This is a genomic window from Bradyrhizobium oligotrophicum S58 (assembly GCF_000344805.1).
GTDB lineage: Bacteria > Pseudomonadota > Alphaproteobacteria > Rhizobiales > Xanthobacteraceae > Bradyrhizobium > Bradyrhizobium oligotrophicum.
This window is the reverse complement of sequence record NC_020453.1, coordinates 1-25,177: the sequence shown is the minus strand read 5'-3', so window position 1 is coordinate 25,177 and position 25,177 is coordinate 1. Positions and strand designations below refer to the sequence as shown.

Sequence of the window (25,177 nt, the reverse complement as noted above, 5' to 3'; positions counted from 1 at the left end):
CACGGCTGCGCCGGTACCGCGCAGTTTCCTGCTTCCGCCGGCGGGATCAGGGAGCGTGCGTCAACGGCAACGCGGCCGCGGCCTTCCGTGTCTGGATCGCGATGTTGCTCTTGACCTCGCGGACGATCGGCAGGTTCAGCAGCCGTTCGACCAGGAACTGGCGGTAGTGCTCCAAATCGGCAGTCACCACTTCGAGCAGGTAGTCCGAATCGCCTGAGACCAGATGGCAGGCGAGGACCTCCGGCATGGCGCACACGGTGTCCTCGAAGGCCACGGCGTGCTCGTTCGCATGCCCTTCGATCTTGATCGCGAGGAACGCCGAAAAGCCGAGGCCGACGCCGTCGCGATTCAGGACGGCGCGATAACCCTGGATGATGCCCTCCTGCTCCAGCCGCTTCACACGACGAAGACAGGGTGAAGGTGACAGGCCGACCCGGTCGGCCAACTCGACATTGCTGAGCCGCGCATCGGCCTGCAGCTCTCCGATGATCCGTTGGTCGATCGCATCCAGCTTGGCTTTTGGCATATCTCTGACAATCGCAACCGAGAACAGCGGGTTTAGTGCGTAGCGGGCCGGAACGATAGCACGGTTCGCAAGGACATGCGTGCCGGTCCGGGGCGAAGATGCGGTGATATCAACACCCGACCCGGAGATCCTGGATATGACCGACATGGCCGCGCACCAGACATTGCTTGCTGCCGTCGAGCGATATTTCGACTTGATGTTCGATTCCGATATCGACCGGTTCGACCGCGTGTTCGCGCCGACCGCTCAACTGCACGGCCTGCGCGATCAAGGCCTGCGGATGCTGACCGCGGCCGAGTATCGCCATCTGCTCGCGACCAATCCGTCTCCGCAGTCGAAAGCGGCGCCGCGCCAACAGGAAATTCTGTTGATCGACTTTGCCTCACCGTCTCAAGCGCTCGCCAAGGTACGCGTCAGGATCGATCTGATCCTCTATCTCGATTATCTCTGTTTTCACCTGATTGACGGTGAGTGGCTGGTGACGGCCAAGTCGTTCCATGTCGAGCGGCGCTTTGCCGACGGTGGCTGATCGCTCTCCCGGCCTCGCCGCATATCAGCCTGTCTGCAAACTGCCCGTCGGGCTATTCAGCTGTGAAGTTTCTGCTTGCTAATTTTCCGAAATCATGGTTTTATCCCTGCATCCCGTCCTCATGCAGAGGGGCGTACGCGTCGTCACGATACGTTGAGGCGGGGAGCGGTAGCCGCGAGCCTGTCAGGTGCTTTTGCGCTGGACGATTGGCAGCTCGCGGACGGTCAAGCCGTGTGGTCCTGGCGCCCCGATGCTGGCGCCAAGTTGGCGTGACATGACGTGTCGCGCTGGCGACGGGGGCAAACAAGCCCGGTCCCCGGGGAGAGCGCGGAGCAGCCGTTAAGACTATCGCGCAGGGAGGGCCGGGTCATCCGGCTGACCTGTGGTACCTGCCGCCTGCATTTTGTTCGCAGGCGGGCCACGGGCCTCAGTCGAGGTCCGGCCTTCCCTGCGCCCTCGGCATTTGCAAGGGCGAGATCGATCAGCAAAGCTCGGGCCATCAGGCCGCGAGAACGGTGTTGTGCGTCTGATCGCCGATGAGTTCTAATGAGCCCGCATGAAATGTGCAATTTCGACCAAGGTGAGCAGGCACCTCGCAGCTTGCTCGGTGCTTACCTCGCCCCGCTTGCGGGGAGAGGTCGGATTGCATCGTTAGATGCAATCCGGGTGAGGGGGGTACAGGTCTCTCCACGAACACTTCCCGTGCGTCTGCCCCTCACCCCAGCCCTCTCAGCGCGAGCGAAGCTCGTCGCGGCCCCGTAAGAACGGGGCGAGGGAGCGACTGCCGGCGCAGCGAAAGTTCGTATCACAACCCACGAGGTCTGCAGCTGTCCTCAGTCTCGGCGATAGTGAGTGAGTTTAGCTACTCAGATCTTCAGCTCACGCCCCGTCACACGCCGGAACGCCTCGAGATAGCGCTGGCTCGTCGCATCCACCACGCTCTGCGGCAGGGGCGGCGGCGGGGCCTCGCCGTTCCAGCGGCCGGCCTTGCGCTCTGTGTCGAGATAGTCGCGCAGCGGCTGCTTGTCGAAGCTCGGCTGCGGCCGGCCCGGCTGATAGGCATCGACCGCCCAGAAGCGCGAGCTGTCCGGCGTCATCACCTCGTCGATCAGGATGATGTTTCCGTCCTTGTCGCGGCCGAACTCGAACTTGGTGTCGGCGATGATGATGCCCTGCTCGCGCGCGAGCGTCTCGCCGAGCGTATAGATCGCGCGCGTCATGCTCTCCAGCGTGTACGCGGTGTCGTCGCCGACCACCTCGCGCATCCGGGCGATGGTGATGTTCTCGTCATGGCCGGACTCGGCCTTGGTCGCCGGGCTGAAGATCGCGGGATCGAGCTTCTCGCTCTCGACCAGGCCTGCCGGCAGCGTCTCGCCGGCGAGTGTCCCGCTCGCGGCATATTCCTTCCAGGCCGAGCCGGAGAGGTAGCCGCGGATCACGCATTCGATCGGAAACACGGTGGTGCGCTTGCACAGCATGGCACGTCCCAAAATCTCGTCGCGATGCGGCTGCAACTCCGGCACCGCGGCGATGATCTCGTCGGTGTCGGCCGAGATCATGTGGTGATGCACGACGCCTTCGAGCGCGTTGAACCAGTACGCCGAGATCTGCGTCAGCACCGCGCCCTTCATCGGGATGGTCTCGTTCATCACGACGTCGAAGGCGGAGATGCGGTCGGTGGTCAGCAGCAGCACGCGGTCGTCGCCGACGGCATAGATGTCGCGGACCTTGCCGCGGCCGATTTTCGGGAGCGGCAGATTGCTGGCGAGAAGCGTGGTCATCGTATCGGGCCTTCGAAACTGGGGCGTTGCGCCCCCAATAGCCTATTCCGGCAGCGGAATGAACTCGTGCTCCTGCGGAACGGCGGCGAAACGGCCGGTTTTCCAGTCCTGCTTGGCCTGCTCGATGCGCTCCTTGCTGGACGAGACGAAATTCCACCAGACGTGGCGCGGGCCTTCCAGCGCGTCGCCGCCAAGGAACATCATCCGCGTCGGCTTCACCGCGCGCACGCTGATGGCGTCGCCGGGACGGAAGATCAGGAGCCGCGGCCCCTCGTGGCGCTCGCGCGCGATCTCGACCTCGCCGTCGACGATGTAGATGGCGCGCTCCTCGTGATCGGGATCGAGCGGCACCACCGTGCCGGCCTGCGCCGTCACCTCGACATAGAACCAGGGCGACACCATCGTCACCGGCGAGGCCGCGCCGAACGCCTTGCCGGCGATGATGCGCGCGGAGAAGCCGGTGTCGCTGACGGTCGGCAGCGCGTCGGCGGCATAATGCTGGAAGCTCGGCGCGATCTCCTCGGATTCGACAGGCAGCGCGATCCAGCTCTGCAGGCCCAGCATCTTCTGGCCGTTCTGTCGCTGCAGGTCGGGCGTGCGCTCGGAATGCGCGATGCCCCGGCCCGCGGTCATCAGGTTCATCGCGCCGGGCTGGATCTCCCGCACATTGCCCTCGCTGTCGCGATGCATGATGGCGCCGTCGAACAGGTAGGTGACGGTGGCAAGCCCGATATGCGGATGCGGCCGTACGTCCATGCCCTTGCCGGAGACGAACTGCACCGGCCCGAAATGATCGAAGAAGATGAACGGGCCGACCATCTGCCGCTGGCCATGCGGCAGCGCGCGTCGCACGGAAAAGCCGTCGCCGAGATCGCGGGTGCGCGGCACGATCACGTGCTCCAGCGCATCGCAGGACGCGGGATCGCCGAACTCGGGATCGATCGATGGCTGCCAGCTCATGGGACGCTCCTGAAATGTGGTCGCCCAAGTCTAGCAGCTTTGATCAGGCGATGGCAGGGCACGAGGTCGCGGCGTTGGCCGGGCGATTTGAACGGAGCCGCGCTCCGGCCTAGAGTTCCGCCGCTGACAATGGACCTGTGACGATGCCGCTCGAAAGCCTCGATCTCGCGCTCCGCGCCGCCGCCATCGCACTGCTTGCGGTGCTCGCCGTATCGCTGTGGCGCGACCTTGGCAGGCAACGGGTCGGCCGGCTCGCGATCGCGCTGGCGCTCGGCTCGGCGGCGCATGCGGCGACCTTCAACATCGGTGGCACGGCCGCGCCGTCGCTCGCGTTGGCGCCGCTGATTGCGCTGGGGACCGCAGATATCGTTGTGCTCTGGCTGTTCTGCCGCGCACTGTTCGACGACGGCTTTGTGCTCCGCCTGCCGCATGGCCTGATCTGGCTTGCGGTGTTCGGCTTCAGCCTGATCAGCTGTCTCGTGCTGGCGCCTGCGGGCCATGCGCGGCTCGTGATCGTTGCGAACAATCTGCTGGCGCTCGGCTTCCTCGGCCTCACTCTGGCGCAGACGATCCGCTCCTGGTCGGCGGACCTGGTCGAAGGGCGGCGGCACGTCCGCGCCTTCGTTGTAATCGCGGCGATGGCCTATGGCGGCGTCAATGCGCTGCTGCAGATCGCCTCCAGCGGCAGCGGCGCATCGGGGCTCGCCAATGTGATCAACGCGGCGATGTTCCTGGCCGTCGTCGGCACCGTCGCGCTGATGCTGCTTCGGGTCGGGGCGGTTGACGTATTCGCGCCCGAGCCACCGCAAGCCGTCGTGCCCGAAGTCGCCATACCCCCGGCTGCGGATCGCAAGCTGGTCGAGGCGCTGATGCGGCTGATGGCGGACGAGCGGGTCTACCGCCAGGAGAACGTCACCATCGGCATGCTGGCGAGCCGCCTCTCCATTCCGGAATACCGGCTGCGGCGGCTGATCAATGGCGAACTCGGCTACCGCAACTTCAATACCTTCCTGAACAACCACCGCATCGAGGAGGCCAAGGCCGCGCTCGCCGATCCCGCCCAGGCCGAGGTGCCGGTCATCACCATCGCGATGGACGCCGGCTTCCAGTCGCTCGGCCCGTTCAACCGCGCCTTCAAGGCCGAGACGGGGGTGACGCCGACCGAGTACCGGCGGCTGAGGTTGTCCGCCGCGTGACGTTCTGAAGATTGAAATCACGGGGGAATTTCGAAATCGGCGAGGGCGCTGCGACTTCGGGCTGGTGCGCGTTTCGAAATCGGCGAGCGGCGAGCCTGTCCGCGCGGTGTGGTCCGGCAGGTCCCCCTGCCGGAGCTTCCCATGACCCGCCGCCGCCTGCTGCTCGTTTCCATCACCACCACCGCGCTGACCGTCCTGGCCTTTGGCGTCGCCCGCGCCCGCGACGTGCCGAAGGTAGCCACCGGCTTCATTGCCAGCGTGCTGTGCTCGGAGACCTTCGTCTCCGGGCTCGACCCGGACCGCGTGCTGACGGAGACCCAGGCTGCGATGCCCGGCGCGGGCCTGCTGAGCTGGGCGATGGATGTCCGGGTGGATCGCGCGGCCAAGGACGTCACCGTCACCCTGCTCGGGCTCGGCCGCAGCCGTGCCGTGTATCGCGACAAGCTCGGCTGCCACATGGAGCATGGCGAGGGCGAGGATTGGCCGGCGGTCCGGCCGTCTCAGGCGCAGCCGGCCCTGCTGCCCGACATCGCCCCGCCGCGCGTCGTTGCGCCGGCCACGCCAGCGCTCGCCGCGGCGCTCGATCGCGCCTTTGCCGAGCCGGAGGCGCCGCCGTTCCGGCGCACCCATGCAATCCTGGTGATGAAGGATGGCAAGGTCATCGCCGAGCGCTATGCCGAAGGGATTTCCATCGACACGCCATTGCTCGGCTTCTCCGCGACCAAGTCGACGACCGCGACACTGATCGGCATTCTCGTCCGCCAGGGCAGGCTGTCACTGCACACGCCTGCGCCGGTCGCTGCGTGGCAGAGCGACAGCGATCCGCGCTACGCCATCACCATCGATCAGCTGCTGCGCCACACCGCGGGGCTCGCGCTCGGCAGCTCGCTGCAGGCCTCGTTGTTGTCGGCGCTCGAGCCGGTCAACAGGATGAAATTCATCGAACGCGATCGCGCGGCTTTCGCCGAATCCATGCCGCTCGAAACCACGCCTGGGACAGTCTCGAACTATCACGACGGGAACACCATCATCCTCTCTCATCTCGTCCGCGACGCCGCCGGCGGCAGTGCGGCGAATGTCCTTCGCTTTGCGCATCGCGAGCTGTTCGATCCGCTCGGCATGCGTAACGTCACCCTCGAGTTCGACGCCGCCGGAACGCCCGAGGGATCCAGCCAGATGCTGGCGCCGGCACGCGACTGGGCCCGGCTCGGCCAGCTCTATCTCGACGACGGCGTCATTGCCGGCCGGCGCATCCTGCCTGCCGGCTGGGTGGACTACGTCGCCACGCCGACACCAAACGCCTTCGTCGGCCTCGGCGCCGGCTTCTGGACCAATCGCGGCGACAGCTTTGGTGCCAATTACCGCATCTCCCACGGTTGGCCACGCGACGCCTTCTTCGCCAAGGGCACGCTCGGCCAGTATGTCATCGTCATTCCCTCCGAGCGCCTCGTCATCGCGCGCTTCGGCCGCACCGTGAACTGGCCGCCGGAGGCCGATGGCGTGGCGCAGCTCGTCAGCGACGTCGTGGGGGCGACGCATGGAAAGATCGAGGCCCTCAGCTCCGAGTGATGCATCCGCTATGCTCTCCCCAAGGCCGTCGCCTGTTCAACACGCTCGAACCGCTCCAGCGACAGGATCGCGTCGGCAAAGTCTTGCGCGCGGCTGCTCAGCACCGGCCGCGCCAGGGTGATGAACTTGTCGCTCATGGCCTGCGCCGAGGGGAACGAGGTCGGCTCGCCCGAGGGATCGTCGTGCAGCCGCTCATGCACGCCGTCTTCGGTGGTGATGGTGACGCGCGCGCCGAACGGATGGCTGCGGCCCACCTCCAGCTTGTCGTCCTGGACGACATCGAACTTGTCGGCGAGCGCATTGATCGCCTTGTCGCCGAGCCTGACGTAGTCGTCCCAGCCGAAGCGGCCCTGGTCGAGCGCCAGCGCGCCGGTGAAGAACATCGAGAACTGGCCGCCGACGATCGAGGTCGGATGGCGCTTGGTGGCGGCGTCGCCGGTCAAGGTGATGCCGTTGCGATGCAGGCCGATCTCGACGCGCTTGACCTGGTCCGGCGTCAGATTGTGCTCCCGGCGCAGCGCCACGATGGCGTCGATCGCCGCATGCGTGTAGCGACAGCTCGGATACGGCTTCACGCCGATCTTCATCGTCTCATAGGTGGTGCCGAGTCCCGCCACCGCCTTGTCCCGATGCGGCGTGTCGGTGTAGCCGACCAGCAGGCCGTGCTTGCCCTCGACGGATTCGATCGCGCCGACGAAATCGTTCTTCGCGAGCGTCGCCGCGATCACGCCGTTCATGGCGGACGCCCCGACCTGATAGCGTTTGTTCCAGGCGCCGTTGACCAGGAATTGCAGCGAGCCCGCGGCCTGGCTGCCGGAGACGCCGAAGGCGTAGATCAGCTGCTGCTCCGACAGGCCGAACAGTTTTCCGGCGGCGGCCGCCGCGCCATAGGTGCCGGCGGTCGCGGTCGGGTGGAAACCGCGGGCATAATGCGAGGTCGGGTCGAGCGCATTGCCGAGCCGGCAGCACACCTCGTAGCCGGCGACAACAGCGGTCAGCACGTCGCGGCCGGAGGCGCCGACCATTTCGCCGATGGCGAAAGCGGCCGGCACCACCGGCGCACTCGGATGCAGCGAGGAATCGGCGTGGGTATCGTCGAAGTCGAGCGAATGCCCCATGGTGCCGTTGAGCAGCGCCGCTACCGCCGGCGTCCACGTGCGGGAATCGCCGAACACGGTCGCCTCGCCCGCCGAATCCAGCTTCAGCGCCGCCAGCATCTTCACCACCGACGGCGTCGATTCCGCTTCGCGCCGGGCGCGGATCGCGCTGCCGAGAAAGTCGAGGGTCAGCACCTTGGCGCGGTCGAGCACCTCGGGCGGGATATCGTCATATTTCAGCCCGGCGACATAGGCGGCGAGCGTTGCGGTTTCCTGGGCCATCGTGTTTCCTCGCATTGTTGACAACAGCGTAGGCAGACTGATTCCGCCTTTCAAGCCGGCCTGGCCCGGTGGGAGGCTGCCATGCTGGCCGCGATGGTGCTTTCGAGGTGAGAGATCGATGGAGTCGCTCAAGAAGCTGTTCGGCCGGATGCGCGGCCGCAAGGCGCAGATGTCGCTGGCGGTCCGCGGCACGGTGGCTGCAACGCTCGCCTTCGCCATCGCGACGGCCCTCCAGCTGAAGCTGCCGTTGTGGGCGGTGCTGACCTCGCTGATCGTGACCCAAGGCAGCGTCGGGCGCTCCCTGAAGGCGACGCGCGACTACATGTTCGGCACCATCGGCGGCGCGATCTATGGCGGCGCCATCACGGTGTTCATTCCGCATTCGGGCGAGCTGCAGCTGCTCGGCATGCTGATCCTGGCGGTGACGCCGCTCGCCTTCGTCGCCGCCCTCAATCCCAGCTTGAACGCGGCCACGGTGACGGCGGTCATCGTGCTGCTGGTGCCGACCATGGGTCATCTCGATCCGCTGGGCTCGGCGATCGACCGCGTGTTCGAGGTCGCAGTTGGCGCGCTCACCGGGCTTGCCGTGTCGTTCATCGTGCTGCCGTCGCGCGCGCATGTGCAGATGCGCAGCGCGGCGGGGCGCCTGCTCGAACTGATCGCCGCGGCGATGACCGAGCTCCTGGCGGGCCTGTCGCGCGGCCGCGACAACGACGCGCTGCATCGGATCCAGGACGGCATCGGCACCGCACTGACCGAGCTGAACGCGACCGGTGCGGAGGCCGAGCGCGAGCGCTCGGCGCGGCTGTCGTCCGGCGCCGACACTGGACCGCTGCTGCGGACGATCCTGCGCCTGCGCCACGACGTCGTGATGATCGGCCGTGCCTCCGTGGTGCCGCTGCCTTCCGAGCTGCAGGCGCGTCTGTCGGGACCGGTGACGCGAGTCAGCGACGCGATCGCGAGCTACCTGCGCGGCTGCGCCGCGGCCATTCGCAACGGCTCCGGCCCGCCGCCGATCTGGCCGATCCATGTTGCGGTCAAAGCCTATGCCGAGGAGGTCGCCACTGTCCGCAGCGACGGCCTCACGCGGGGCCTGCCGGGCGACGCCGCCGAACGCTTCTTCGCGCTCGGCTTCTCGCTCGAGCAGATGCGGCAGAACCTGATCGATCTCGAGCGCGTCGTCGCCGAATGGGCCGGTGCGTCGCCCGGCAAGGCGCATCGGCCGGGGCCGGGAGAGTCGTCCGATACGGCCGGTGCCTGAGCTCTTCATCGGGTCAGCCGCAGAAAGCGCACCACCAGAAGCGCGGCGTAGATGGTGGTGCCGATCGACAGGCCGATCCAGATCCCGACCGCGCCGAGCGCGGTGTGCAGGCCGAGCACATAAGAGGCGGGAAAGCCGATCAGCCAGTAGCCGAGCACGGCGAGCAGCAGCGGCACCCGTGTGTCCTTGATGCCGCGCAGTGCGCCAACCGCGATGGTCTGCAGCGCGTCGGTGATGAAGAAAGTGGTGCCGACGAGCAGCAGCGTGGCGGCGAGTGCCGCCGTCGCTTCGGCGTCGGAAATGCCGGCGCCGAGAAACAGCTGTACGATGTCGTGGCGCGCAATGACGATGCCGAGCGTGAACAGCACCGCGAGGATGAGCCCGAGCAGCATCGCCATCAGGCCGGCGCGGCGAATGCCGGTCGCGTCACTGCGTCCGGCGGCGTGGCCGACGCGCACGGTCGCGGCCATGCTGATTCCGAACGGCACCATGAACAGGATCGCCGTGATCTGCAGTGCGATCTGATGCGCGGCGAGCGCGGGCGTGCTGATCAGTCCCATCAGGATTGCGGCTGCCGAGAACAGACCGTATTCGAGCAGGAACGACAGCGAGATCGGCGCGCCGAGGATGAGGAGCTGCCGCATCAATCGCCAGTCGACGTGTCCCAGCTGCGCCAGCACCCGATAGTCGCGAAATGGTGGACGGAACGTCGCGATCCCGAACCCGGCGAGGAACGTGCCGGCATTGACCAGCGAGGTCGCGAGGCCGACGCCGGTCAGGCCCAGCCGCGGAAACCCCCAATGGCCGTACAGCAGCGGATAGACCAGCAGCGCGTTGAGCGGGATCGCGATCAGTGTGATCCAGAGCACCGGCTCGGGGCGGTTGACCGCGCCCATGAAGCTGCGCAGCGCCAGGAACCACAGCATCGGCGCGATGCCCCAGGCGAGGCCGGACAGATAGTGTTGCGCGAGATGCGCCACGCCCGGGGCCTGTCCCAGCGCGAGCAGGATGGTCTCGCCGTTCAGTGCGATCAGCATGATCGGCAGCGCGATGAGGAGACCGGCCCACAATCCAACGCGGAGCGCGCGCCGCACCAGTGCAGCATCCGCGGCGCCGAACGCCTGCGCGGCCAGCGGCGCCACCGCGGACATCAGGCCCATGCCGAAGGTCGAGCCGACGAAGTAGACTGTGCCGGCCAACGCGGCCGCCGCCACGGCATCGCCGCCGAGCCGGCCGATGAAGGCGAGGTCGGTCGACATCATCGCGATCTGCGACAGCTGCGTCAGCGCCATCGGCGCGGCGAGCCGGATCGTGTCCCAGAGCTCGAGCGCGAGGGGAGGCGTCGGCGTCACCGGCCGCGGCGCGTGGTTGGTTCCGGCTGTGGAGGTCATGAGCGAGGCTATAGCAGTCCTCGTTGCGTCGTGCACATCACGCCCCCTCATCGAGGCAGTCGCGCTGCGCGCACCACGATCGGCGCAGCGCAGCGGTGTCGCCGATGCGTCCGATCGCGATGACGACGATCGTCATCAGCTCTCAGCCATGTTGAACGATTGCCGGCATCGGCTCGCATTCTCGCGGCGCAGGCGCGCCCGAGGGATGCATCGTCGTGGCCCTCATGGAATAGAGAGGGCGCGGGGAATGCCGGGCGCTGGCCGCACCCATGGCCCGCCAGCTGAAAAAAATGCTGGCGGCAGGAACCACAGGTTCAGCCGAGACATCCCGGCATTCCCCGCGCGATGGTTGGAACGACTTATACGTACTCTCCCCGGGGACCGGGCTTTCTTGCCCCCGTCGCCTGCGGATCATCATCCCCGCCGGCTTGACCTCAGCGTCGGGAGGTCAGGACCATACGCTTTCGCCGTACGCGGCAGCTCATTCGTCCACGCGCCAGCCTCGGTGAACCGAGTGCACGCTGTGAGCGCCGCGCCCACCGCATCCCCGCCCTCAACGTCCGTGACGACCGCGAAGCGCCCCTCTCATGAGGACGGGATGGCGGCAGTATTTCTGACTTTCGGAATAAAAGCAAGCGAAAAGTTCGGAAAAACATCAGCCCGAAAAGATGGCCGGGCCCAGATAGATCCGCGGTTCAACGCGAGCGCAGCGAAGCACGCGCCATCGTCTCCGCGGCGGAGCGCCGGATTGCTTCGCTGCGCGTGCAGTGACCGCGTGAGGGGAGAGCGAAAGGCTTGGGCGTGATCAGGCGGCCGCCGCGATCTGCCGGAGCATCGCCTTGACGACGAGGCGATGAAACGGCGTGATGACGGTGAGATAGACGCGGCCGAGCGCATTGTGGGTCTGCACCAGGGTTGTTGCTGTGACCTGCGATGTTCTGCCATGGGACGAGGCGTCGACGAGGACCCGGAAGTCGAGATGCTTGTCGTCAAAGCCGAGCACGATCCGTGGCGGCGTTTCGTCGATGATCGGAAAGACTCCGATCAGGGGACGCGGGTCTCGTGCGTCCGCGCCCGATGTCTTCAGCCCGAAAGGCCTGACCAGCAGATTCCGGAGCGTCAGCAGCGCGGTCATCCACCAGGGCGCGTGACCAAGCATGCGCTCGGCCGCCGTGCGGGCATCGACGGCCGGGCCGTCGATCGTGATGCGGAAGGCATCGGCAAAGTCCGCGCCAGCGAGCCATTTGTTGCGGTCGACGTCGGGAGTGATCTCGCTGATGATCATGAGCAGTGAGCCTCACATGTCATGGATGTCCCCATCCTGCGAAGCATCATCGCACGCGCGCGTCCGCGAAGCCAGCGCGTGTCCGCCGTTGGCCGTCGCGCGCAGCGCGATGGGCGCGACGCGAGAACCATCGTGCATCAGTCGGGACGGTGCCGGCGTGCCTTTGCCGATCCTGAGGTTTTCTCGGCCATCGTTGCGAGGTGTCACCCATCCATGCGGGCGACGAGGGCTTCTGCGCCACGAAGCTCCACGACCAAGATGTGATTAGGATCGGTCCGCGAGTCGAAAGACATCTCCCACCCGGCTGCGCCGTCCCTCGGAAGCGGAATCGAAAAGCTGCTCAGGATGAACTCCGCCTCGAAGGGGCCTTCGGTCGGCTTTCGGAACCACCGTTCACGGATGGGGCGCGCGACCTGATCGACATTCCTGATGATGTCGGCGTAGTCGCGCTCGACCCACGCGAAGAATTCGCGCTGTCGTTGATTGGGAGGCTGCCGTTCGCCGGGCGCATCGATGAAGAGCTCGATTTCGGTTCGTGTGGGCGAAAACGGCCGCCTCGCTTCCCAGTAAGATCCCATCGAGACGAGGCGCCCGAAGAAGACGTCGTCCAGCTCCAATGGCCTGCGCACGAGGCCGGAGAGCCATCTGCGTATCAACCCCATTTGCTTTGCGCCGCTGGCGTTGACTGCGTAGGGTGGGCAAAGGCGCGCCATCCCATCTCAATTCGTACGCTATGCCGCTCGCGCCGTGCCACCGTACGATTTATCAGTTCGTCATTGCGAGCGCAGCGAAGCAATCCAGAGTCCCATCGACGCTCCCGGATTGCTTCGCTGTGCTCGCAATGACGCCGGGGGGAATAGCCGGACCGACCATGTCTACCGTCCGCGCTCCGGCACGCGGGTGATCTTGGCGCCCAACGCATTCAGCCGTTCGTCGATGCGTTCGTAGCCGCGTTCGATCTGGTCGGCGTTGTCGATCTTTGATGTGCCCTCGGCGCAGAGCGCGGCGAGCAGCATGGCCATGCCGGCGCGGATGTCGGGAGACACCACGCGGGCGCCGCGCAGCCGGCTGGGGCCGGCGACGATGGCGCGGTGCGGGTCGCACAGCACGATGCGCGCGCCCATCGAGATCAGCTTGTCGACGAAGAACATCCGCGACTCGAACATCTTCTCGAACATCAGGACCACGCCCTCGCATTGCGTGGCGGTGACGATCGCGATCGACATCAGGTCGGCGGGGAAGGCCGGCCACGGCTGGTCCTCCAGCTTCGGCACGTGGCCGCCGAAATCATCCTTGATCCTCAGTGTCTGCTCGGACGGAACGATCAAGTCGTCGCCGGCGACCTCGCAGACGATGCCGAGCCGCTCGAAGCCCATGCGGATCGAGCGCAGATGCTCGGTGCCGGCACGCACGATGCGCAGGGGCGAGCGTGTCACGGCGGCGAGCCCGATCAGCGAGCCGACCTCGATGTGATCGGGCTGGATCGAATAGCTCGCCTGGCCCAACGTGCTGGCGCCGTGGATCACCATGGTGTTGGTGCCGATGCCCTCGATGTTGGCGCCGAGCGCGACCAGGAAATGCGCGAGGTCCTGCACGTGCGGCTCCGAGGCCGCGTTGCGCAGGTAAGTCGTGCCGTGGGCTGCGACCGCCGCGACCAGCGCGTTCTCGGTTGCGGTGACGCTGGGCTCGTCGAGGAAGACGTCTGCGCCCTTCAGGCCGGAGGCGCGCAGCTCGATCTTGTCGGTCGCCGTCACGGTGGCGCCGAGCTGCTCGAAGGCCAGGAAATGCGTGTCGAGGCGGCGGCGGCCAATCACGTCGCCGCCCGGCGGCGGCAGCGCCACTTCGCCGCAGCGGGCGAGCAGGGGCCCGGCCAGCAGGATCGAGGCGCGGATGCGAATGCACAGATCCGGATCGAGATCGGCGGCGCGGATCTCCTTGGCGTGAATCGCGAGCCGGTTGCGGCCGCGCCATTCGGCCGAGGCGCCGACCGAGCGGATCAGCTCGACCAGGGTCTCGGTGTCGCGGATGCGCGGTACGTTGTCGAGCGTCACCGGATGCTCGGTCAGCAGCGCGGCGGCGATGATCGGCAGCGCCGCGTTCTTGTTGCCGGACGGCTCGATCGCGCCCTTGAGCCGGTGACCACCCTCGACGATGTATTGAATGGGCGCCATGCGCGAAAGGTCCGTTTTGAGGGGTGATACGCTGGGGCCAGCGAACGCGGCACATCAGTCCGCCCAGGAATTATCACGGAAGGCGCGGGCAGGCCACTGCGGCACTGCTCAGGACGCGACGGTCCAGGGATCGACGACCGCAAGACCCGCAGCCGTGAATGCGCTCCTATCGCGGGATGCAACGGTGAATCTATGGCTGGCGGCAATCGCTGCGATATAACCACCGGGCGTCGGAAACCCCTTGCCGGCGGCGCGGGCCTTGACGGCGAGCTCAGCATAGTGACGGGCAGAGCTGGTATCGAAAGACAGGATTCTGGTTCCGAACAGCTCCAAGACTCCATTGAGCGCGGAAGTCAGCCGGTCCTTGCGCCGTCCGCTCGGAAGCGCGCCAATGCCGAACATCAACTCGGCAATTGTCACGCTCGACAGATAGAGCGTTTCCGCGATCTGCTGGTCGAGCCATGCCTTCACTTGGGGTGAAGGCTCCGGCTTCATGGATTCCGACACGACATTGGTGTCGAGCAGGATCATTTGAAGCGCAACGGTTCCGCGGGCTTGCTCGTGCGATGCTGTTCGAGGGCTTCGACATCGGCATTGGTGAGTCCGATGTTCCGGCTCATGTCAGCCAATGCGGTGCCGAGACGCACACGTCCCTCGGGTTGGACAGCGGCTTCGAGGATGGCGCGAATTTCCGCCTCTGTGCTGCGATTGTGCTGAGCCGCCCGCGCTTTCAAGGCTCGATGCGTCTCGTCGGACAGGTTGCGAATGGTCACCGCCGGCATGACCGCAAGTTCCCAACAGAAGGAGTGATATCACTATCATAAAATGATATCATTGTCTAGGTGCAGCATTTCTCCCGGCTCAGAGAAGACTACACGTCCACGTTGGCCGACAGCGAGTTGTCCTGGATGAATTCGCGGCGCGGCTCGACGACGTCGCCCATCAGCTTGGTGAAGATGTCGTCGGCCTCGTCGACCTCCTTGATCCTCACCTGGAGAAGCGTACGCGCGTCGGTGTCGAGCGTGGTCTCCCAGAGCTGCTGCGGGTTCATCTCGCCGAGACCTTTGTAGCGCTGCATCGCGATGCCCTTGCGGCCGGCATCGGTCACCGCCTCGAACAGGTCGATCGGGCCGTGAATGACAGTCGGGACCTCGCCCCGGCGCAGGACGCCGGGCTTGGCATAGGCCTCCTGCAGGCGCGCCGCATAGTCGTCGAGCTTGCGGGCGTCGGCCGAGGCGAGCAGCGCGTCGTCGAGCACGGCCACGTCCTTCACGCCGCGCACGGTGCGCTCGAAGGTGAAGCCCTGGCCCTCGACGAAATGACCGACCCAGCCGCGCTCGACCTCGTCCGCCAGCACGTCGAGCCGCTTGGCAATATATTCGGCCGCGGCGTCCGCGGTCGCGATGTCACGGGTGATCTCCGGCCGCAGCACGCCCGCAATCGCGGCCTGCTCGATCACCTTGCGGTCGTAGCGGCTGTGCAGATTGCGCAGCACGTTGCGGACGATGCGGGCCTCCTCGACCAGTCCGAGCAGGTCGCGGCCCTTGCGCTCCTCGCCCTCGGCGCTCTTGAACACGCAGTCGTCGAGCCCGGTGCCGATCAGATAGTCCTCCAGCGCGCGCTCGTCCTTCAGGTACTGCTCGGACTTGCCACGCGTGACTTTGTAGAGCGGCGGCTGCGCGATGTAGAGATGGCCGCGGTCGATGATCTCGCGCATCTGGCGGTAGAAGAACGTCAGCAGCAGGGTGCGGATGTGGGCGCCGTCGACGTCGGCGTCGGTCATCACGATGATCTTGTGATAGCGCAGCTTGTCGATCGCGAATTCGTCGCTGATGCCGGTGCCGAGCGCGGTGATCAGGGTGCCGATCTGCTCGCTCGACAGCATCTTGTCCGGGCGCACGCGCTCGACATTGAGGATCTTGCCGCGCAGCGGCAGCACCGCCTGGAACTCGCGGTTGCGGCCCTGCTTGGCGCTGCCGCCTGCGGAGTCACCCTCGACGATGAACAATTCGGACTTGGCCGGATCCTTTTCCTGGCAGTCGGCGAGCTTGCCCGGCAGCGACGAGACGCTGAGCGGGCTCTTGCGGGTCAGCTCACGCGCCTTGCGCGCGGCCTCGCGCGCGGCCGCGGCCTGGATCACCTTGCCGACGATGGTCTTGGCCTCGCCCGGGTGCTCCTCGAACCAGGCGGCGAGCGCCTCGTTCAGCACGTTCTCGACCACGGGGCGCACTTCCGAGGACACCAGCTTGTCCTTGGTCTGGGACGAGAACTTCGGATCCGGCACCTTCACGGAAAGAACCGCGGTGAGACCCTCGCGGCAGTCGTCGCCGGTCAGTGCGATCTTTTCCTTCTTGGCGTGCGACTCGGCATAGCCGTTGACCTGGCGCGTCAGCGCGCCGCGGAAGCCGGCGAGATGGGTGCCGCCGTCACGCTGCGGAATGTTGTTGGTGAAGCACAGCACGTTCTCATGATAGCTGTCGTTCCACCACAGCGCCGCCTCGACGGTGATGCCGTTGGCCTCCGCGCGCACCATGATCGGCGCGGGCACGATCGCCTTCTTGTTGCGGTCGAGATATTTGACGAACTCCTCGACGCCGCCGTCGTAACGCATCTCCTCGCGTTTCTCGACCGCGTGACGCATGTCCGACAGCACGATGTTGACGCCGGAATTGAGGAAGGCGAGCTCGCGCAGCCGATGCTCGAGCGTGGCATAGTCATATTCGATGTTCTTGAAGGTGTCCGGGGAGGCGAGGAACGTCACCTCGGTGCCGCGCTTGCCCTGGGCCTCGCCGACGACCTTCAGCGGTGCCACCGCGTCGCCATGGGCGAACTCGATGAGATGCTCCTTGTCGTCGCGCCAGACGCGCAGCTGCAGCTTGCTCGACAGCGCGTTGACGACGGAGACGCCGACGCCGTGCAGGCCGCCCGAAACCTTGTAGGAGTTCTGGTCGAACTTTCCGCCGGCGTGCAGCTGGGTCATGATGACCTCGGCTGCGGACACGCCTTCGCCCTTGTGGATGTCGACCGGGATGCCGCGGCCGTCGTCGCGCACGGTGACAGAGTTGTCCGGATTGAGCATCACCTCGACCGCCGTGGCGTGACCGGCGAGCGCCTCGTCGATCGCGTTGTCGACGACTTCGTAGACCATGTGGTGCAGGCCGGAGCCGTCGTCGGTGTCGCCGATATACATGCCCGGGCGCTTGCGCACGGCATCTAGGCCCTTCAACACCCGGATCGATTCTGCGCCGTATTCGTTCGCGGGGGCAGGCTCGTTGTCGGCGATGGTTTGCCGGGCGGGTTCGGTCATGTGAGGCCTTTGAAAGGATCCCGAAGGGCGGTGCCGCGCAGGGGATGCTGAGAGAACCATTTGTGCCATGAAAGACGTCACGCGCCTAGCGCAAAGTGGCACATCCTAAGATATTGAAGAGATAGGTTTTTTTAACGGTTTTTCAAGCCGTTCGAGGGCCTCTTTCGGAGGCCGCGAAAGTGCGATTCGGAGGCGCTTCGGCGGTCGCTCGAAAGGGGCCTGCAAAGCTCCATTCGGAGAGCGCTGAACGCCATCGGCCGCCCGTCGCGGGCGGCCTCGGATGTGCGTTTGCTCTCGAGAACGCCGGCGCTACGGCGCTTCCAGAGGTCAGTACAGCGGCAGCGGCAGCGCCTGGCCGGTCGGGCCCACCATCAGGCCCCAGACGTCGCCGGCGCCGAGCACGATGGTATCGATCGTCGGCCGGCGGCCCGCGATCTTCACCTCGTAGCGGTACTTGCCGGGCGGCAGATCGAGCAGCGGGCCCTTGGGCGTCGTCGGGCTGCCGGTGCCGGCTGCGATCCTGACCGTCTGCTTGTTGATCGTCAGCACGACGTCGGCCTCGCCGACATTGCCGAGCATGAGCTTGGCCTGGCCGGGCTTCGGCAGGATCTCGGCCTTGGCCGCGGCGTCCGCGTTCTTCTGCACCAGATTGACCGAGGTCTCGCCTTTGGCGCGGCCGAGCGTCAGCACCGCAGGCCCTTGTGGAGACGCGAAGGCGAGCCGGGCCCGCTCGGGTCCTTGCTGCGCGCCGTCGGATGTCTCCCGCCAGCCGAGCTTGATCAGCTCGGTGCGGTAGAACGCCATGACGGCGCTCAGCTCGGCCGGCACGCTGGCCTCCAGCTCGAGCCGCAGCGGCGTGTCCATGCCGGGCGCCTTGGATTTCGACATCGAGGTCGCGCTGCGCTGCTTCGGAACGGGCAGCGCCGAGTCCGGATCGGCTTCGAGCGGCGCCGCGTCCGCCGCCGGCTCGGCCACGGCCTTTGCGCCGGCCGCAGGCCTGGTGGCGGCGAGCAGGCCGGTGCCGTCCGCCGTCACGTTCACCTTGGGCCCCATCTGCATGATCGTGAACGCGACCGACTTGCCTTTGGCGGAGAACTCCAGCCGCGCCATGGTCGGATTGTCGATCACGGTCGGCGCCTCCCTCCAGCCGGCCGGCTTCAAGGTCGCGCGGTAGAAGCTGGTGAGCGCCTTCACGGTCGAGGTGGACTTGAACTCCAGCCGGCCCTCGCTGCCGTCGAACTGCACCGCCTCGGCGGTCTCCGGCAGCGGGATCGGCGCCGGATTGTCGGCCAGCGTCTTCACCGGCGTATCCGACGGCGTGGCGGCCTGGGTGGCGCGGCGCGCCTCGTCGGCTGCGATCACCTGCTTGGCCATCGCGGCGGCATCGGCCATGAATCTGTCGTCGGCGGTCTTCTTCGCCTTGGCGCGGGCGGCCAGCGCAGCTTCGGTGGCGCGCATCGACAGCTCGACCATGGTGAGGTCGTACTTGCGGGACAGCTTCAGGGTCCCGGTCTCCTCGGGCGCGACGACCTTGAGCGCGACCTCGTCCGGCGTTCCCGGACCCGCCGCCTCGATCCGCCAGCCGCGCGCCGGGATCTCGCGCGTGTAGAAGGCAAGCACGGCCGGTAGTTCGGCGATCACGGCGCCCTTGGCCTGGCGGCTCGGGAAACTCGCCCCGCCGAGACTCTGCGACCACTTCGTCGGCTTCGGCATCGGCAGGCTGGCGCGATCGTCATCGGCGTCCAGCTCGGCGGGAAGCGCGAACGGCGCGACGCGGATCTCGACATGGGTCCGGCCGTCGTCGCGCCGGGTCAGGGTCAGCATGACGGGGGTCTGGCGGCGGCCGCCGGCGCTGTCGTCTCGGCCGTAGAAGGCGCGCACGCCGCCCGGCGTGGCCTCGCTCACATCGGCATTGGGCCAGCGCGTGGCGGCTTCCGCCGTCAGCTTCTGCCAGCCCGTTACGGCCATTTCTTTGGCGAAGAATGCCTGCGTCGCCTCGAGCGCCATCGGCGCGATGCACGACAGATAGGGCCGCGTCTCGTCGAACACGATGTCGGCGGCACCGTCGGGAAATGCGAGGTCGGCGTAGATCCGTTGCGGCGAGTAGGTGACTTCCGACCAGCCGGGGCGGCCGGCGCTTCCGGTGAAGAACACCGTCAGTCCCTGCCTGCCCTTCTTGTAGGTGAGCAGGGTGCTGGTCTCATCGAGTGGCCTGACATAGCGCACCCAGCCGTCGGCACTGAGCAACTGCTGGGTGGCTGCGTTGGTCGCGGCGACCGGCGTCGGAATGCGATACACGACGCGATACTGATCAGGACGCGATGTGTCCTCCACCGCGCCCTCCATCCGCGGCAGCGCGTGAACGTCGACGATGGCGTCGTCGGCGCGCGCAGGCCCGGCGCAACTGGCGAGCAGCAACATTCCGCATGCAAACAGCCGCGGTCGCGGCGCGGCGATGGCCTGCTGCCATAGCTCTGACATCTCGAATCTCCGGTATTTTCGGGCACGCGCGCGCCCTGGCATCTGCCTGTCAACGGGCGGCGGGCGGCACCAGCATGCGATCCAACGACAAACTAGTCGGGGCGGGGAACCGGAAGGTTCAAGAGGGGACTGAGTTACCGACGCGCGCTGATACGTCCCGCCTCGACGTCGAAGATCTCGCCGAGCTCGCGCAGCTCGGCAAACGCCGCGGGATCGGCACCGGTCAGCCATACCTGGGCACCGAGCGTGCCCAGCTCGGCAAACAACGCAGTGCGGCGGCCGGGGTCGAGATGGGCGACGATCTCATCGAGCAGCAGCATCGGCACGATGCCGGTGGTCTCGGCGACCAGCGTCGCATGCGCGAGGATGAGGCCGATCAGCAGCGCCTTCTGCTCGCCGGTCGAGGCGTCGCGCGCCGGCATGTTCTTCGGCGCGTAGATGACGTGGAGATCGGTGAGATGCGGACCATCGAGCGTGCGCCCCGCCGCGGCATCGCGTGCGCGATTGTCGCGCAGCATCGCGCGGTAGCGATCCTCGACGGCGAGCGCAGGCTCCGTCAGCAGCGCATTCTCCATCCAGCCGTCGAGCGCGATCTCGGCGGAAGGAAAGGCGGAGGCGGCGCCGCGCTGGCGCAGCATCGCAGCGAGCTTGAGCGCGGTCTGGCCGCGGCTTGCAGCCACGGCGACTGCGAGCTCGGCGGTCTCCCGCTCGATCGCATCACACCAATGGTCGTCGAAATTGCGCACCTCGAGCAGCCGGTTGCGCGAGCGCAAGGACCGCTCCAGCGCCGAGACGCGGCTCGAATGCTCGCTGTCGATCGCCAGCACCAGGCGGTCGAAGAAGCGCCGCCGCTCGGAGGCCGCGCCCATGAACAGGCCGTCCATCGCCGGTGTCAGCCACACCATGCGGATGTGGTCGCCGAACGCGGCCGCCGAGCCGACCGGCTCGCGATCGATGCGGCAGCGTCTGATGGTGCTGGCATCGCTGCGCGGCGGCTCGATGCCGGTGCCGAAGGTCGTCAGCCCCAACGCGCCCTCGACCTCCGCGGAGACCGCCCAGGAGCCGTCGCCCTGATTGTCGGCGACGTCCTCCAATGTGGCGCGGCGCAGGCCGCGGCCGGGCGCGAAGAACGAGATGGCCTCCAGGCAATTGGTCTTGCCGGCGCCGTTGGCCCCCACCAGCGCCACCATGTCCGCCTGCACGCTGACGCTCGCAGCGCGATAGCTGCGAAAATGCGTCAGCGCGAGGCGATTGATGCGGGATGGGGTCATCGAGGCTGTAGCTGTTGGGCTCCGTCATTGCGAGCGAAGCGAAGCAATCCAGAGCTGCTTCGATACCGGCGGCCCGCCGGGCCTGGATTGCTTCGTCGCTCCGCTCCTCGCAATGACGGAGAGAGCCCGTAGGGTAGGCAAAGGCGCGCAGCGCCGTGCCCACCGCCTGTTAGTTGGAGATGGTGGGCACGCTTTGCTTTGCCCACCCTACGTATGGTCGCTGCAGCTCACACTCGCATCGGCATCAGCACGTACAGGGCGTTCCTGTTGTCGCGGTCCTGGATCAGGGTCGGCGAGCCCGGATCGGCCAGGCGCAGCACCGCGACCTCGCCCTCGATCTGGGCGGCGATGTCGAGCAGATAGCGCGAGTTGAAGCCGATATCGAGCGCGTCGGCGGCGTATTCGACCTCGAGCTCTTCGGTCGCGCTGCCGGAGTCCGGATTGGTCACCGACAGCACCAGCTTGCCGGGGGCGAGCGCCAGCTTCACGGCGCGGCCGCGCTCCGAGGAGATGGTGGAGACGCGATCGACGGCGGCGGCGAAGTCGGCCTTGTCGACGACCAGCTCCTTGTCGTTGTTCTGCGGGATGACGCGGCCATAATCCGGGAAGGTGCCGTCGATCAGCTTCGAGGTCAGCACCACCTGTCCGAGCGTGAAGCGGATCTTGCCCTGCGACAGCTCGATCCTGATCTCGCTGTCATTGTCCTCGATCAGCCGCTGCACCTCGCCGACGGTCTTGCGCGGCACGATGACGCCGGGCATCTCGGCGGCGCCGGCCGGCTGCGGCAGGTCGACCTGGGCGAGGCGGTGGCCGTCGGTGGCGACGGCGCGCAAGGTCGGCTGCTTGGCGTTGCCGCCGGCATGCAGATAGATGCCGTTGAGGTAATAACGCGTCTCCTCGGTGGAGATCGCGAACTGGGTGCGGTCGATCAGGCTCTTGATGTCCTTGGCGGGAACCCCGAACGCATGCGTCATTTCGCCCGCGGCCAGATCCGGGAAGTCGCTCTCCGGCAAGGTCTGCAGGGTGAATTTGGAACGGCCGGCGCGGATCGCGAGCACCGCGCGCTCGCCGTCACTCTCCAGCACGATCTGCGAGCCGTCCGGCAGCTTGCGCACGATGTCGTAGAACATGTGCGCGGGAACCGTGGTGGAGCCCGCGGTGGCGGTCTCGGCGGCGAGGGTTTCCGTCACTTCGAGATCGAGATCGGTCGCCCGCAGCGACAGCCGGGCATTCTCGGCGCGGACCAGCACATTGCCCAGGATCGGGATGGTGTTGCGCCGCTCGACCACGCGATGGACGTGGCCCAGCGACTTCAAGAGCTGCGCGCGTTCGACGGTCACCTTCATTGCACTACCCGCCCGTTCCCAACTGAGCTCGTCCTGGAATGCCGGCGGGCTGAGCAGCGCCGCGGCCGATGGCACCTCGCGCCCGAACGGCGCTTTGCCAGCGTCCAGGAGCGTGAGGGGGAGGCGTAAAGTGGCGCGGATGGGGCCCGAGTGCAAGGGATGCGGGGGCGATTTCCCATGTTTCCGCAGGCGTTTCCGCGATCCGGCGGCGCGCTCCGAGGGCAGCGTCCGAGGGGCGGAACAAGCGCGGCTGGGGGCGGACCTTCTGTCCGCTCCCCGGGGCCGTGCTACAAGTTCAATCCTGCAACTGGCGCTTGAGCGACTCGACCTCGTCGTTCAGCGCAATGTCCTTGCCGACCAGCGCCTCGATCTTGCGCACGGCGTGCAGCACGGTGGTGTGGTCGCGTCCGCCGAAGCGGCGGCCGATTTCGGGCAGGGAGCGCAGGGTCAGGGTCTTGGCGAGGTACATCGCGACCTGGCGCGGGCGGACGACATTGGCGGTGCGGCGCGACGACAACAGGTCGGAGCGGCTGACATTGTATTGCCGCGCGACGACGCGCTGGATGTCCTCGATCTTGATCCGCTTCGGCTCCTGCGGCCGGACGAGGTCGCGCACCTCGCGCTCGGCCATGTCGAGCGTGACCGGCTGGTTGTTGAGCTTGGAGTGCGCCAGCAGGCGGTTGATGGCGCCTTCGAGGTCGCGGCCATTATGGGTGATGGAGCGGGCGAGATAGTCCAGCACCGGCTCCGGCACGTCGAAGCTCGCATGATGCGCGCGGGCCGCCGCGACGCGCGACTTGAGAATGCCGAGGCGCAGATCCTCGCCGAGCGCAGCCATCTCGACGACGAGACCACCGGCGAGCCGCGAGCGGACGCGGTCGTCGAGGCTTTCGAGGTCGGACGGCGGCCGGTCGGCTGCGATGACCACCTGGCGTCCCGCATCGATCAGCGCATTCAGCGTGTGGCAGAACTCCGCCTGGGTGGATTTGCCCTGCAGGAACTGCAGGTCGTCGATCACCAGCACGTCGATGCCGCGCAACGCTTCCTTGAACGCCAGTGCGGTCTGCGATTTCAACGCTGCGACGAAGCCGTACATGAATTTCTCGGCCGTCAAATACAGCACCTTGCGCTCGCCGCCGGCATTGCCGGCCCAGGTCACGGCCTGCAGCAGGTGCGTCTTGCCGAGGCCGACACCGGCATGGATGTAGAGCGGGTTGAACATCACGGGGTCGCCGCGGCGGCCGTCGGCGACCTGGCGCGCAGCCGCATGGGCCAGCGTGTTGGCGCGGCCGACGACGAAGCTCGCGAAGGTCAGGCGCGGGTCGAGCGGCGAGCCGCCGAGCGCGTCATGGCTGGTTGCCAGCGACGCCGTGCCCGGAGCGCGGCTCTCGTTGTTCATCGGCCTGACGTCGCTGCGCTCAGTGCGGCGCGCCTCGACGGCGACCGGCGCTTCCTTGGCAGGCGCGGCGCATCGCATCGCCGAGCGCACCGACAGATCGATCCGATGCACCTCGGGCATCTCGGCCTGCCAGCACGACAACACGCGCTCGGCATAATGGGCCTGGATCCAGCTCTTCAGGAACCGCGTTGGCACCGACAGATGGACGCTCTCGTCCTGAACGGCTTCGAGGTCCATGCGGGCAAACCAGCTCGTATAGACGTCCTCGCCGACGGTCGAGCGCAGCCGACCCTTCACGCGAGACCAGCGATCCTGTTCCGAATTTGTCATGGCAGTCGCAACTTTTCGAATTGAGTGATGGTGTCGTGTGATCGCCAGGCAGACGCTCCGTGGAGGGACGCGTATGCCGCAGCGAGACCTCGAGCGGAGGCTCAACTCCAGACATGGCTCACCGTTCGGCGCGGACGCCGTCGGGCCATCAATGCTGGTGGAAGAAGCTTCTCCGCGAGGTCAGCGCATACTCAGATGCGCGATGGACGCGGGAGGGCCGATTGCCGTGCTGGCGATGGCCGGGCTGGAGATGTCGATCACTTCAGTGTTGACCGCCAGGTTGACCGACAAGTCGACTGTCAGGTCGACCGCCAAGGGTGCGTGATCCGGAACTAGCCTATCGTGTGTGCCCGCAATGTGTCCGTAAAACATGCAACCTCCCCGCCCTGCCGCGATTGCTCACGGCAAGTTGTCATCCCAATGCAGCCGCGCCTGAACCCCAAGATTCAGCCGCTACGCCGTACATCCCGTCCAACTTGTCCGCTCGCTGAGCGAAGCCGACGCAAGCTCGAGCCGGGTCGACCGATGTCGTATTTCTCTTGTTCAAAGCGGCGCAACGATGATGTCACGCCCGAGAAATTTCGACAAAGTTCAGTCGTTCCCCATATTGCTATGGGTACCAATCCGGCTATCGCTATTGAAAGCGTCGCCAACGCGCACACCGCCGCCGATTTGCACGTCCGCCCCGTTTCTAAAACCGCGCTGGTCTCAAGATCGTGGGCGCCGCGAGTGGATTTAAGAAATACACGATGCGCCGGGACTCGCAATCCATTTGATCGGAGCACGCGCGACGAGTCTTCGCGCCGCTTGCCACGAGGTGTTGCGCGTTAAGAAAGCAACGTTTTGAATCATCGCGAGGAATCTCGGATGTGACAAACAACATCGTCTGCCCAAAATTTCTTCATAATTTTTTTACGTTCGGGCCGAGCGCGGCGACTTTTCCAATCACTTGAGCGCACTATGCGCTTAAGTCATTTTCGAGCCGATGTTTTTCG

Annotated in this window: 20 protein-coding genes; 4 read left to right on the top strand and 16 right to left on the bottom strand. The window is 66.5% G+C overall.

Annotation, left to right across the window (positions count from 1 at the left end; all coding sequences use genetic code 11):
* Positions 1-46: 46 nt before the first annotated feature.
* Positions 47-526, bottom strand: coding sequence for an Lrp/AsnC family transcriptional regulator (locus S58_RS00100; RefSeq protein ID WP_015663184.1), 480 nt, complete (start codon positions 524-526; stop codon positions 47-49).
* Between the two features lie 136 nt (positions 527-662).
* On the opposite strand from S58_RS00100, the gene S58_RS00095 reads away from it, so the two are divergent.
* The gene (locus tag S58_RS00095; RefSeq protein WP_015663183.1) at positions 663-1,055 is read left to right on the top strand and encodes a nuclear transport factor 2 family protein; all 393 of its coding nucleotides are present in this window, start codon (positions 663-665) and stop codon (positions 1,053-1,055) included.
* Between the two features lie 866 nt (positions 1,056-1,921).
* Here the strand turns inward: S58_RS00095 and S58_RS00090 are convergent.
* Both S58_RS00090 and S58_RS00085 read right to left on the bottom strand, forming a co-directional pair.
* Positions 1,922-2,836 carry a phosphoribosylaminoimidazolesuccinocarboxamide synthase gene (locus tag S58_RS00090; RefSeq protein WP_015663182.1) on the bottom strand — a complete coding sequence of 305 codons (915 nt, stop codon included), beginning with the start codon at positions 2,834-2,836 and terminating at the stop codon, positions 1,922-1,924.
* Between the two features lie 42 nt (positions 2,837-2,878).
* The gene (locus tag S58_RS00085) at positions 2,879-3,796 is read right to left on the bottom strand and encodes a pirin family protein (protein ID WP_015663181.1); all 918 of its coding nucleotides are present in this window, start codon (positions 3,794-3,796) and stop codon (positions 2,879-2,881) included.
* Between the two features lie 143 nt (positions 3,797-3,939).
* On the opposite strand from S58_RS00085, the gene S58_RS00080 reads away from it, so the two are divergent.
* Both S58_RS00080 and S58_RS00075 read left to right on the top strand, forming a co-directional pair.
* Positions 3,940-4,992 (top strand): helix-turn-helix domain-containing protein, encoded by a 1,053-nt coding sequence (locus S58_RS00080; RefSeq protein ID WP_015663180.1) that lies wholly within the window; start codon positions 3,940-3,942, stop codon positions 4,990-4,992.
* 141 nt (positions 4,993-5,133) lie between these two features.
* Positions 5,134-6,561 carry a serine hydrolase domain-containing protein gene (locus S58_RS00075; RefSeq protein WP_015663179.1) on the top strand — a complete coding sequence of 476 codons (1,428 nt, stop codon included), beginning with the start codon at positions 5,134-5,136 and terminating at the stop codon, positions 6,559-6,561.
* An 8-nt stretch (positions 6,562-6,569) separates the two neighbouring features.
* Here S58_RS00075 and S58_RS00070 read toward each other — a convergent pair whose 3' ends face one another.
* Entirely contained in the window at positions 6,570-7,940 is a 1,371-nt protein-coding gene (locus S58_RS00070; RefSeq protein WP_015663178.1) for an MmgE/PrpD family protein, read from the bottom strand.
* Between the two features lie 118 nt (positions 7,941-8,058).
* Here S58_RS00070 and S58_RS00065 point away from each other — a divergent pair, with 118 nt between their 5' ends.
* Entirely contained in the window at positions 8,059-9,201 is a 1,143-nt protein-coding gene (locus S58_RS00065; RefSeq protein WP_015663177.1) for an FUSC family protein, read from the top strand.
* Positions 9,202-9,206: 5 nt separating this feature from the next.
* Here the strand turns inward: S58_RS00065 and S58_RS00060 are convergent, their stop codons facing one another.
* From S58_RS00060 to S58_RS39270, 12 genes are all read right to left on the bottom strand, one after another.
* Positions 9,207-10,592, bottom strand: a complete 1,386-nt coding sequence (locus tag S58_RS00060; protein WP_015663176.1) for an MATE family efflux transporter — start codon at positions 10,590-10,592, stop codon at positions 9,207-9,209.
* An 805-nt stretch (positions 10,593-11,397) separates the two neighbouring features.
* Positions 11,398-11,877 carry a DUF2867 domain-containing protein gene (locus tag S58_RS00055; protein ID WP_015663175.1) on the bottom strand — a complete coding sequence of 160 codons (480 nt, stop codon included), beginning with the start codon at positions 11,875-11,877 and terminating at the stop codon, positions 11,398-11,400.
* Between the two features lie 203 nt (positions 11,878-12,080).
* Entirely contained in the window at positions 12,081-12,590 is a 510-nt protein-coding gene (locus S58_RS00050; protein WP_015663174.1) for a hypothetical protein, read from the bottom strand.
* Positions 12,591-12,752: 162 nt separating this feature from the next.
* The gene (gene murA / locus S58_RS00045; protein ID WP_015663173.1) at positions 12,753-14,048 is read right to left on the bottom strand and encodes a UDP-N-acetylglucosamine 1-carboxyvinyltransferase; all 1,296 of its coding nucleotides are present in this window, start codon (positions 14,046-14,048) and stop codon (positions 12,753-12,755) included.
* A 108-nt stretch (positions 14,049-14,156) separates the two neighbouring features.
* Positions 14,157-14,579, bottom strand: a complete 423-nt coding sequence (locus S58_RS00040) for a type II toxin-antitoxin system VapC family toxin (RefSeq protein ID WP_015663172.1) — start codon at positions 14,577-14,579, stop codon at positions 14,157-14,159.
* Positions 14,576-14,830 (bottom strand): FitA-like ribbon-helix-helix domain-containing protein, encoded by a 255-nt coding sequence (locus tag S58_RS00035; protein WP_015663171.1) that lies wholly within the window; start codon positions 14,828-14,830, stop codon positions 14,576-14,578. The genes S58_RS00040 and S58_RS00035 overlap by 4 nt, the downstream gene beginning before the upstream one ends.
* Before the next feature lie 89 nt (positions 14,831-14,919).
* A complete protein-coding gene (gyrB, locus tag S58_RS00030) occupies positions 14,920-17,355 on the bottom strand; it encodes a DNA topoisomerase (ATP-hydrolyzing) subunit B (protein ID WP_015663170.1) in 2,436 nt (811 codons plus the stop codon).
* A gap of 327 nt (positions 17,356-17,682) precedes the next feature.
* Positions 17,683-19,836: a hypothetical protein gene (locus S58_RS00025; protein ID WP_015663169.1), complete on the bottom strand. Its 2,154-nt coding sequence runs from the start codon at positions 19,834-19,836 to the stop codon at positions 17,683-17,685.
* Between the two features lie 134 nt (positions 19,837-19,970).
* Complete coding sequence (gene recF / locus S58_RS00020; RefSeq protein ID WP_015663168.1) at positions 19,971-21,107, bottom strand: DNA replication/repair protein RecF; 1,137 nt, start codon at positions 21,105-21,107, stop codon at positions 19,971-19,973.
* 227 nt (positions 21,108-21,334) lie between these two features.
* Positions 21,335-22,453: a DNA polymerase III subunit beta gene (gene dnaN / locus S58_RS00015; RefSeq protein WP_042338453.1), complete on the bottom strand. Its 1,119-nt coding sequence runs from the start codon at positions 22,451-22,453 to the stop codon at positions 21,335-21,337.
* Positions 22,454-22,748: 295 nt separating this feature from the next.
* Positions 22,749-24,182 (bottom strand): chromosomal replication initiator protein DnaA, encoded by a 1,434-nt coding sequence (dnaA, locus tag S58_RS00010; protein WP_042338450.1) that lies wholly within the window; start codon positions 24,180-24,182, stop codon positions 22,749-22,751.
* Positions 24,183-24,362: 180 nt separating this feature from the next.
* Positions 24,363-24,497 (bottom strand): hypothetical protein, encoded by a 135-nt coding sequence (locus S58_RS39270; RefSeq protein ID WP_277996602.1) that lies wholly within the window; start codon positions 24,495-24,497, stop codon positions 24,363-24,365.
* Between the last annotated feature and the right edge of the window lie 680 nt (positions 24,498-25,177).

Bases quoted from the DNA above. Each gene is read 5' to 3' on its own strand.
- S58_RS00040 (WP_015663172.1), bottom strand. From the start codon at position 14,579: ATGATCCTGCTCGACACCAATGTCGTGTCGGAATCCATGAAGCCGGAG.
- gyrB (WP_015663170.1), bottom strand. From the start codon at position 17,355: ATGACCGAACCCGCCCGGCAAACCATCGCCGACAACGAGCCTGCCCCC.
- S58_RS00085 (WP_015663181.1), bottom strand. From the start codon at position 3,796: ATGAGCTGGCAGCCATCGATCGATCCCGAGTTCGGCGATCCCGCGTCC.
- dnaN (WP_042338453.1), bottom strand. From the start codon at position 22,453: ATGAAGGTGACCGTCGAACGCGCGCAGCTCTTGAAGTCGCTGGGCCAC.
- S58_RS00055 (WP_015663175.1), bottom strand. From the start codon at position 11,877: ATGATCATCAGCGAGATCACTCCCGACGTCGACCGCAACAAATGGCTC.
- S58_RS00025 (WP_015663169.1), bottom strand. From the start codon at position 19,836: ATGTCAGAGCTATGGCAGCAGGCCATCGCCGCGCCGCGACCGCGGCTG.
- S58_RS00100 (WP_015663184.1), bottom strand. From the start codon at position 526: ATGCCAAAAGCCAAGCTGGATGCGATCGACCAACGGATCATCGGAGAG.
- S58_RS00090 (WP_015663182.1), bottom strand. From the start codon at position 2,836: ATGACCACGCTTCTCGCCAGCAATCTGCCGCTCCCGAAAATCGGCCGC.
- dnaA (WP_042338450.1), bottom strand. From the start codon at position 24,182: ATGACAAATTCGGAACAGGATCGCTGGTCTCGCGTGAAGGGTCGGCTG.
- recF (WP_015663168.1), bottom strand. From the start codon at position 21,107: ATGACCCCATCCCGCATCAATCGCCTCGCGCTGACGCATTTTCGCAGC.
- S58_RS00080 (WP_015663180.1), top strand. From the start codon at position 3,940: ATGCCGCTCGAAAGCCTCGATCTCGCGCTCCGCGCCGCCGCCATCGCA.
- S58_RS00050 (WP_015663174.1), bottom strand. From the start codon at position 12,590: ATGGCGCGCCTTTGCCCACCCTACGCAGTCAACGCCAGCGGCGCAAAG.
- murA (WP_015663173.1), bottom strand. From the start codon at position 14,048: ATGGCGCCCATTCAATACATCGTCGAGGGTGGTCACCGGCTCAAGGGC.
- S58_RS00035 (WP_015663171.1), bottom strand. From the start codon at position 14,830: ATGCCGGCGGTGACCATTCGCAACCTGTCCGACGAGACGCATCGAGCC.
- S58_RS00095 (WP_015663183.1), top strand. From the start codon at position 663: ATGACCGACATGGCCGCGCACCAGACATTGCTTGCTGCCGTCGAGCGA.
- S58_RS00060 (WP_015663176.1), bottom strand. From the start codon at position 10,592: ATGACCTCCACAGCCGGAACCAACCACGCGCCGCGGCCGGTGACGCCG.
- S58_RS00065 (WP_015663177.1), top strand. From the start codon at position 8,059: ATGGAGTCGCTCAAGAAGCTGTTCGGCCGGATGCGCGGCCGCAAGGCG.
- S58_RS00075 (WP_015663179.1), top strand. From the start codon at position 5,134: ATGACCCGCCGCCGCCTGCTGCTCGTTTCCATCACCACCACCGCGCTG.
- S58_RS00070 (WP_015663178.1), bottom strand. From the start codon at position 7,940: ATGGCCCAGGAAACCGCAACGCTCGCCGCCTATGTCGCCGGGCTGAAA.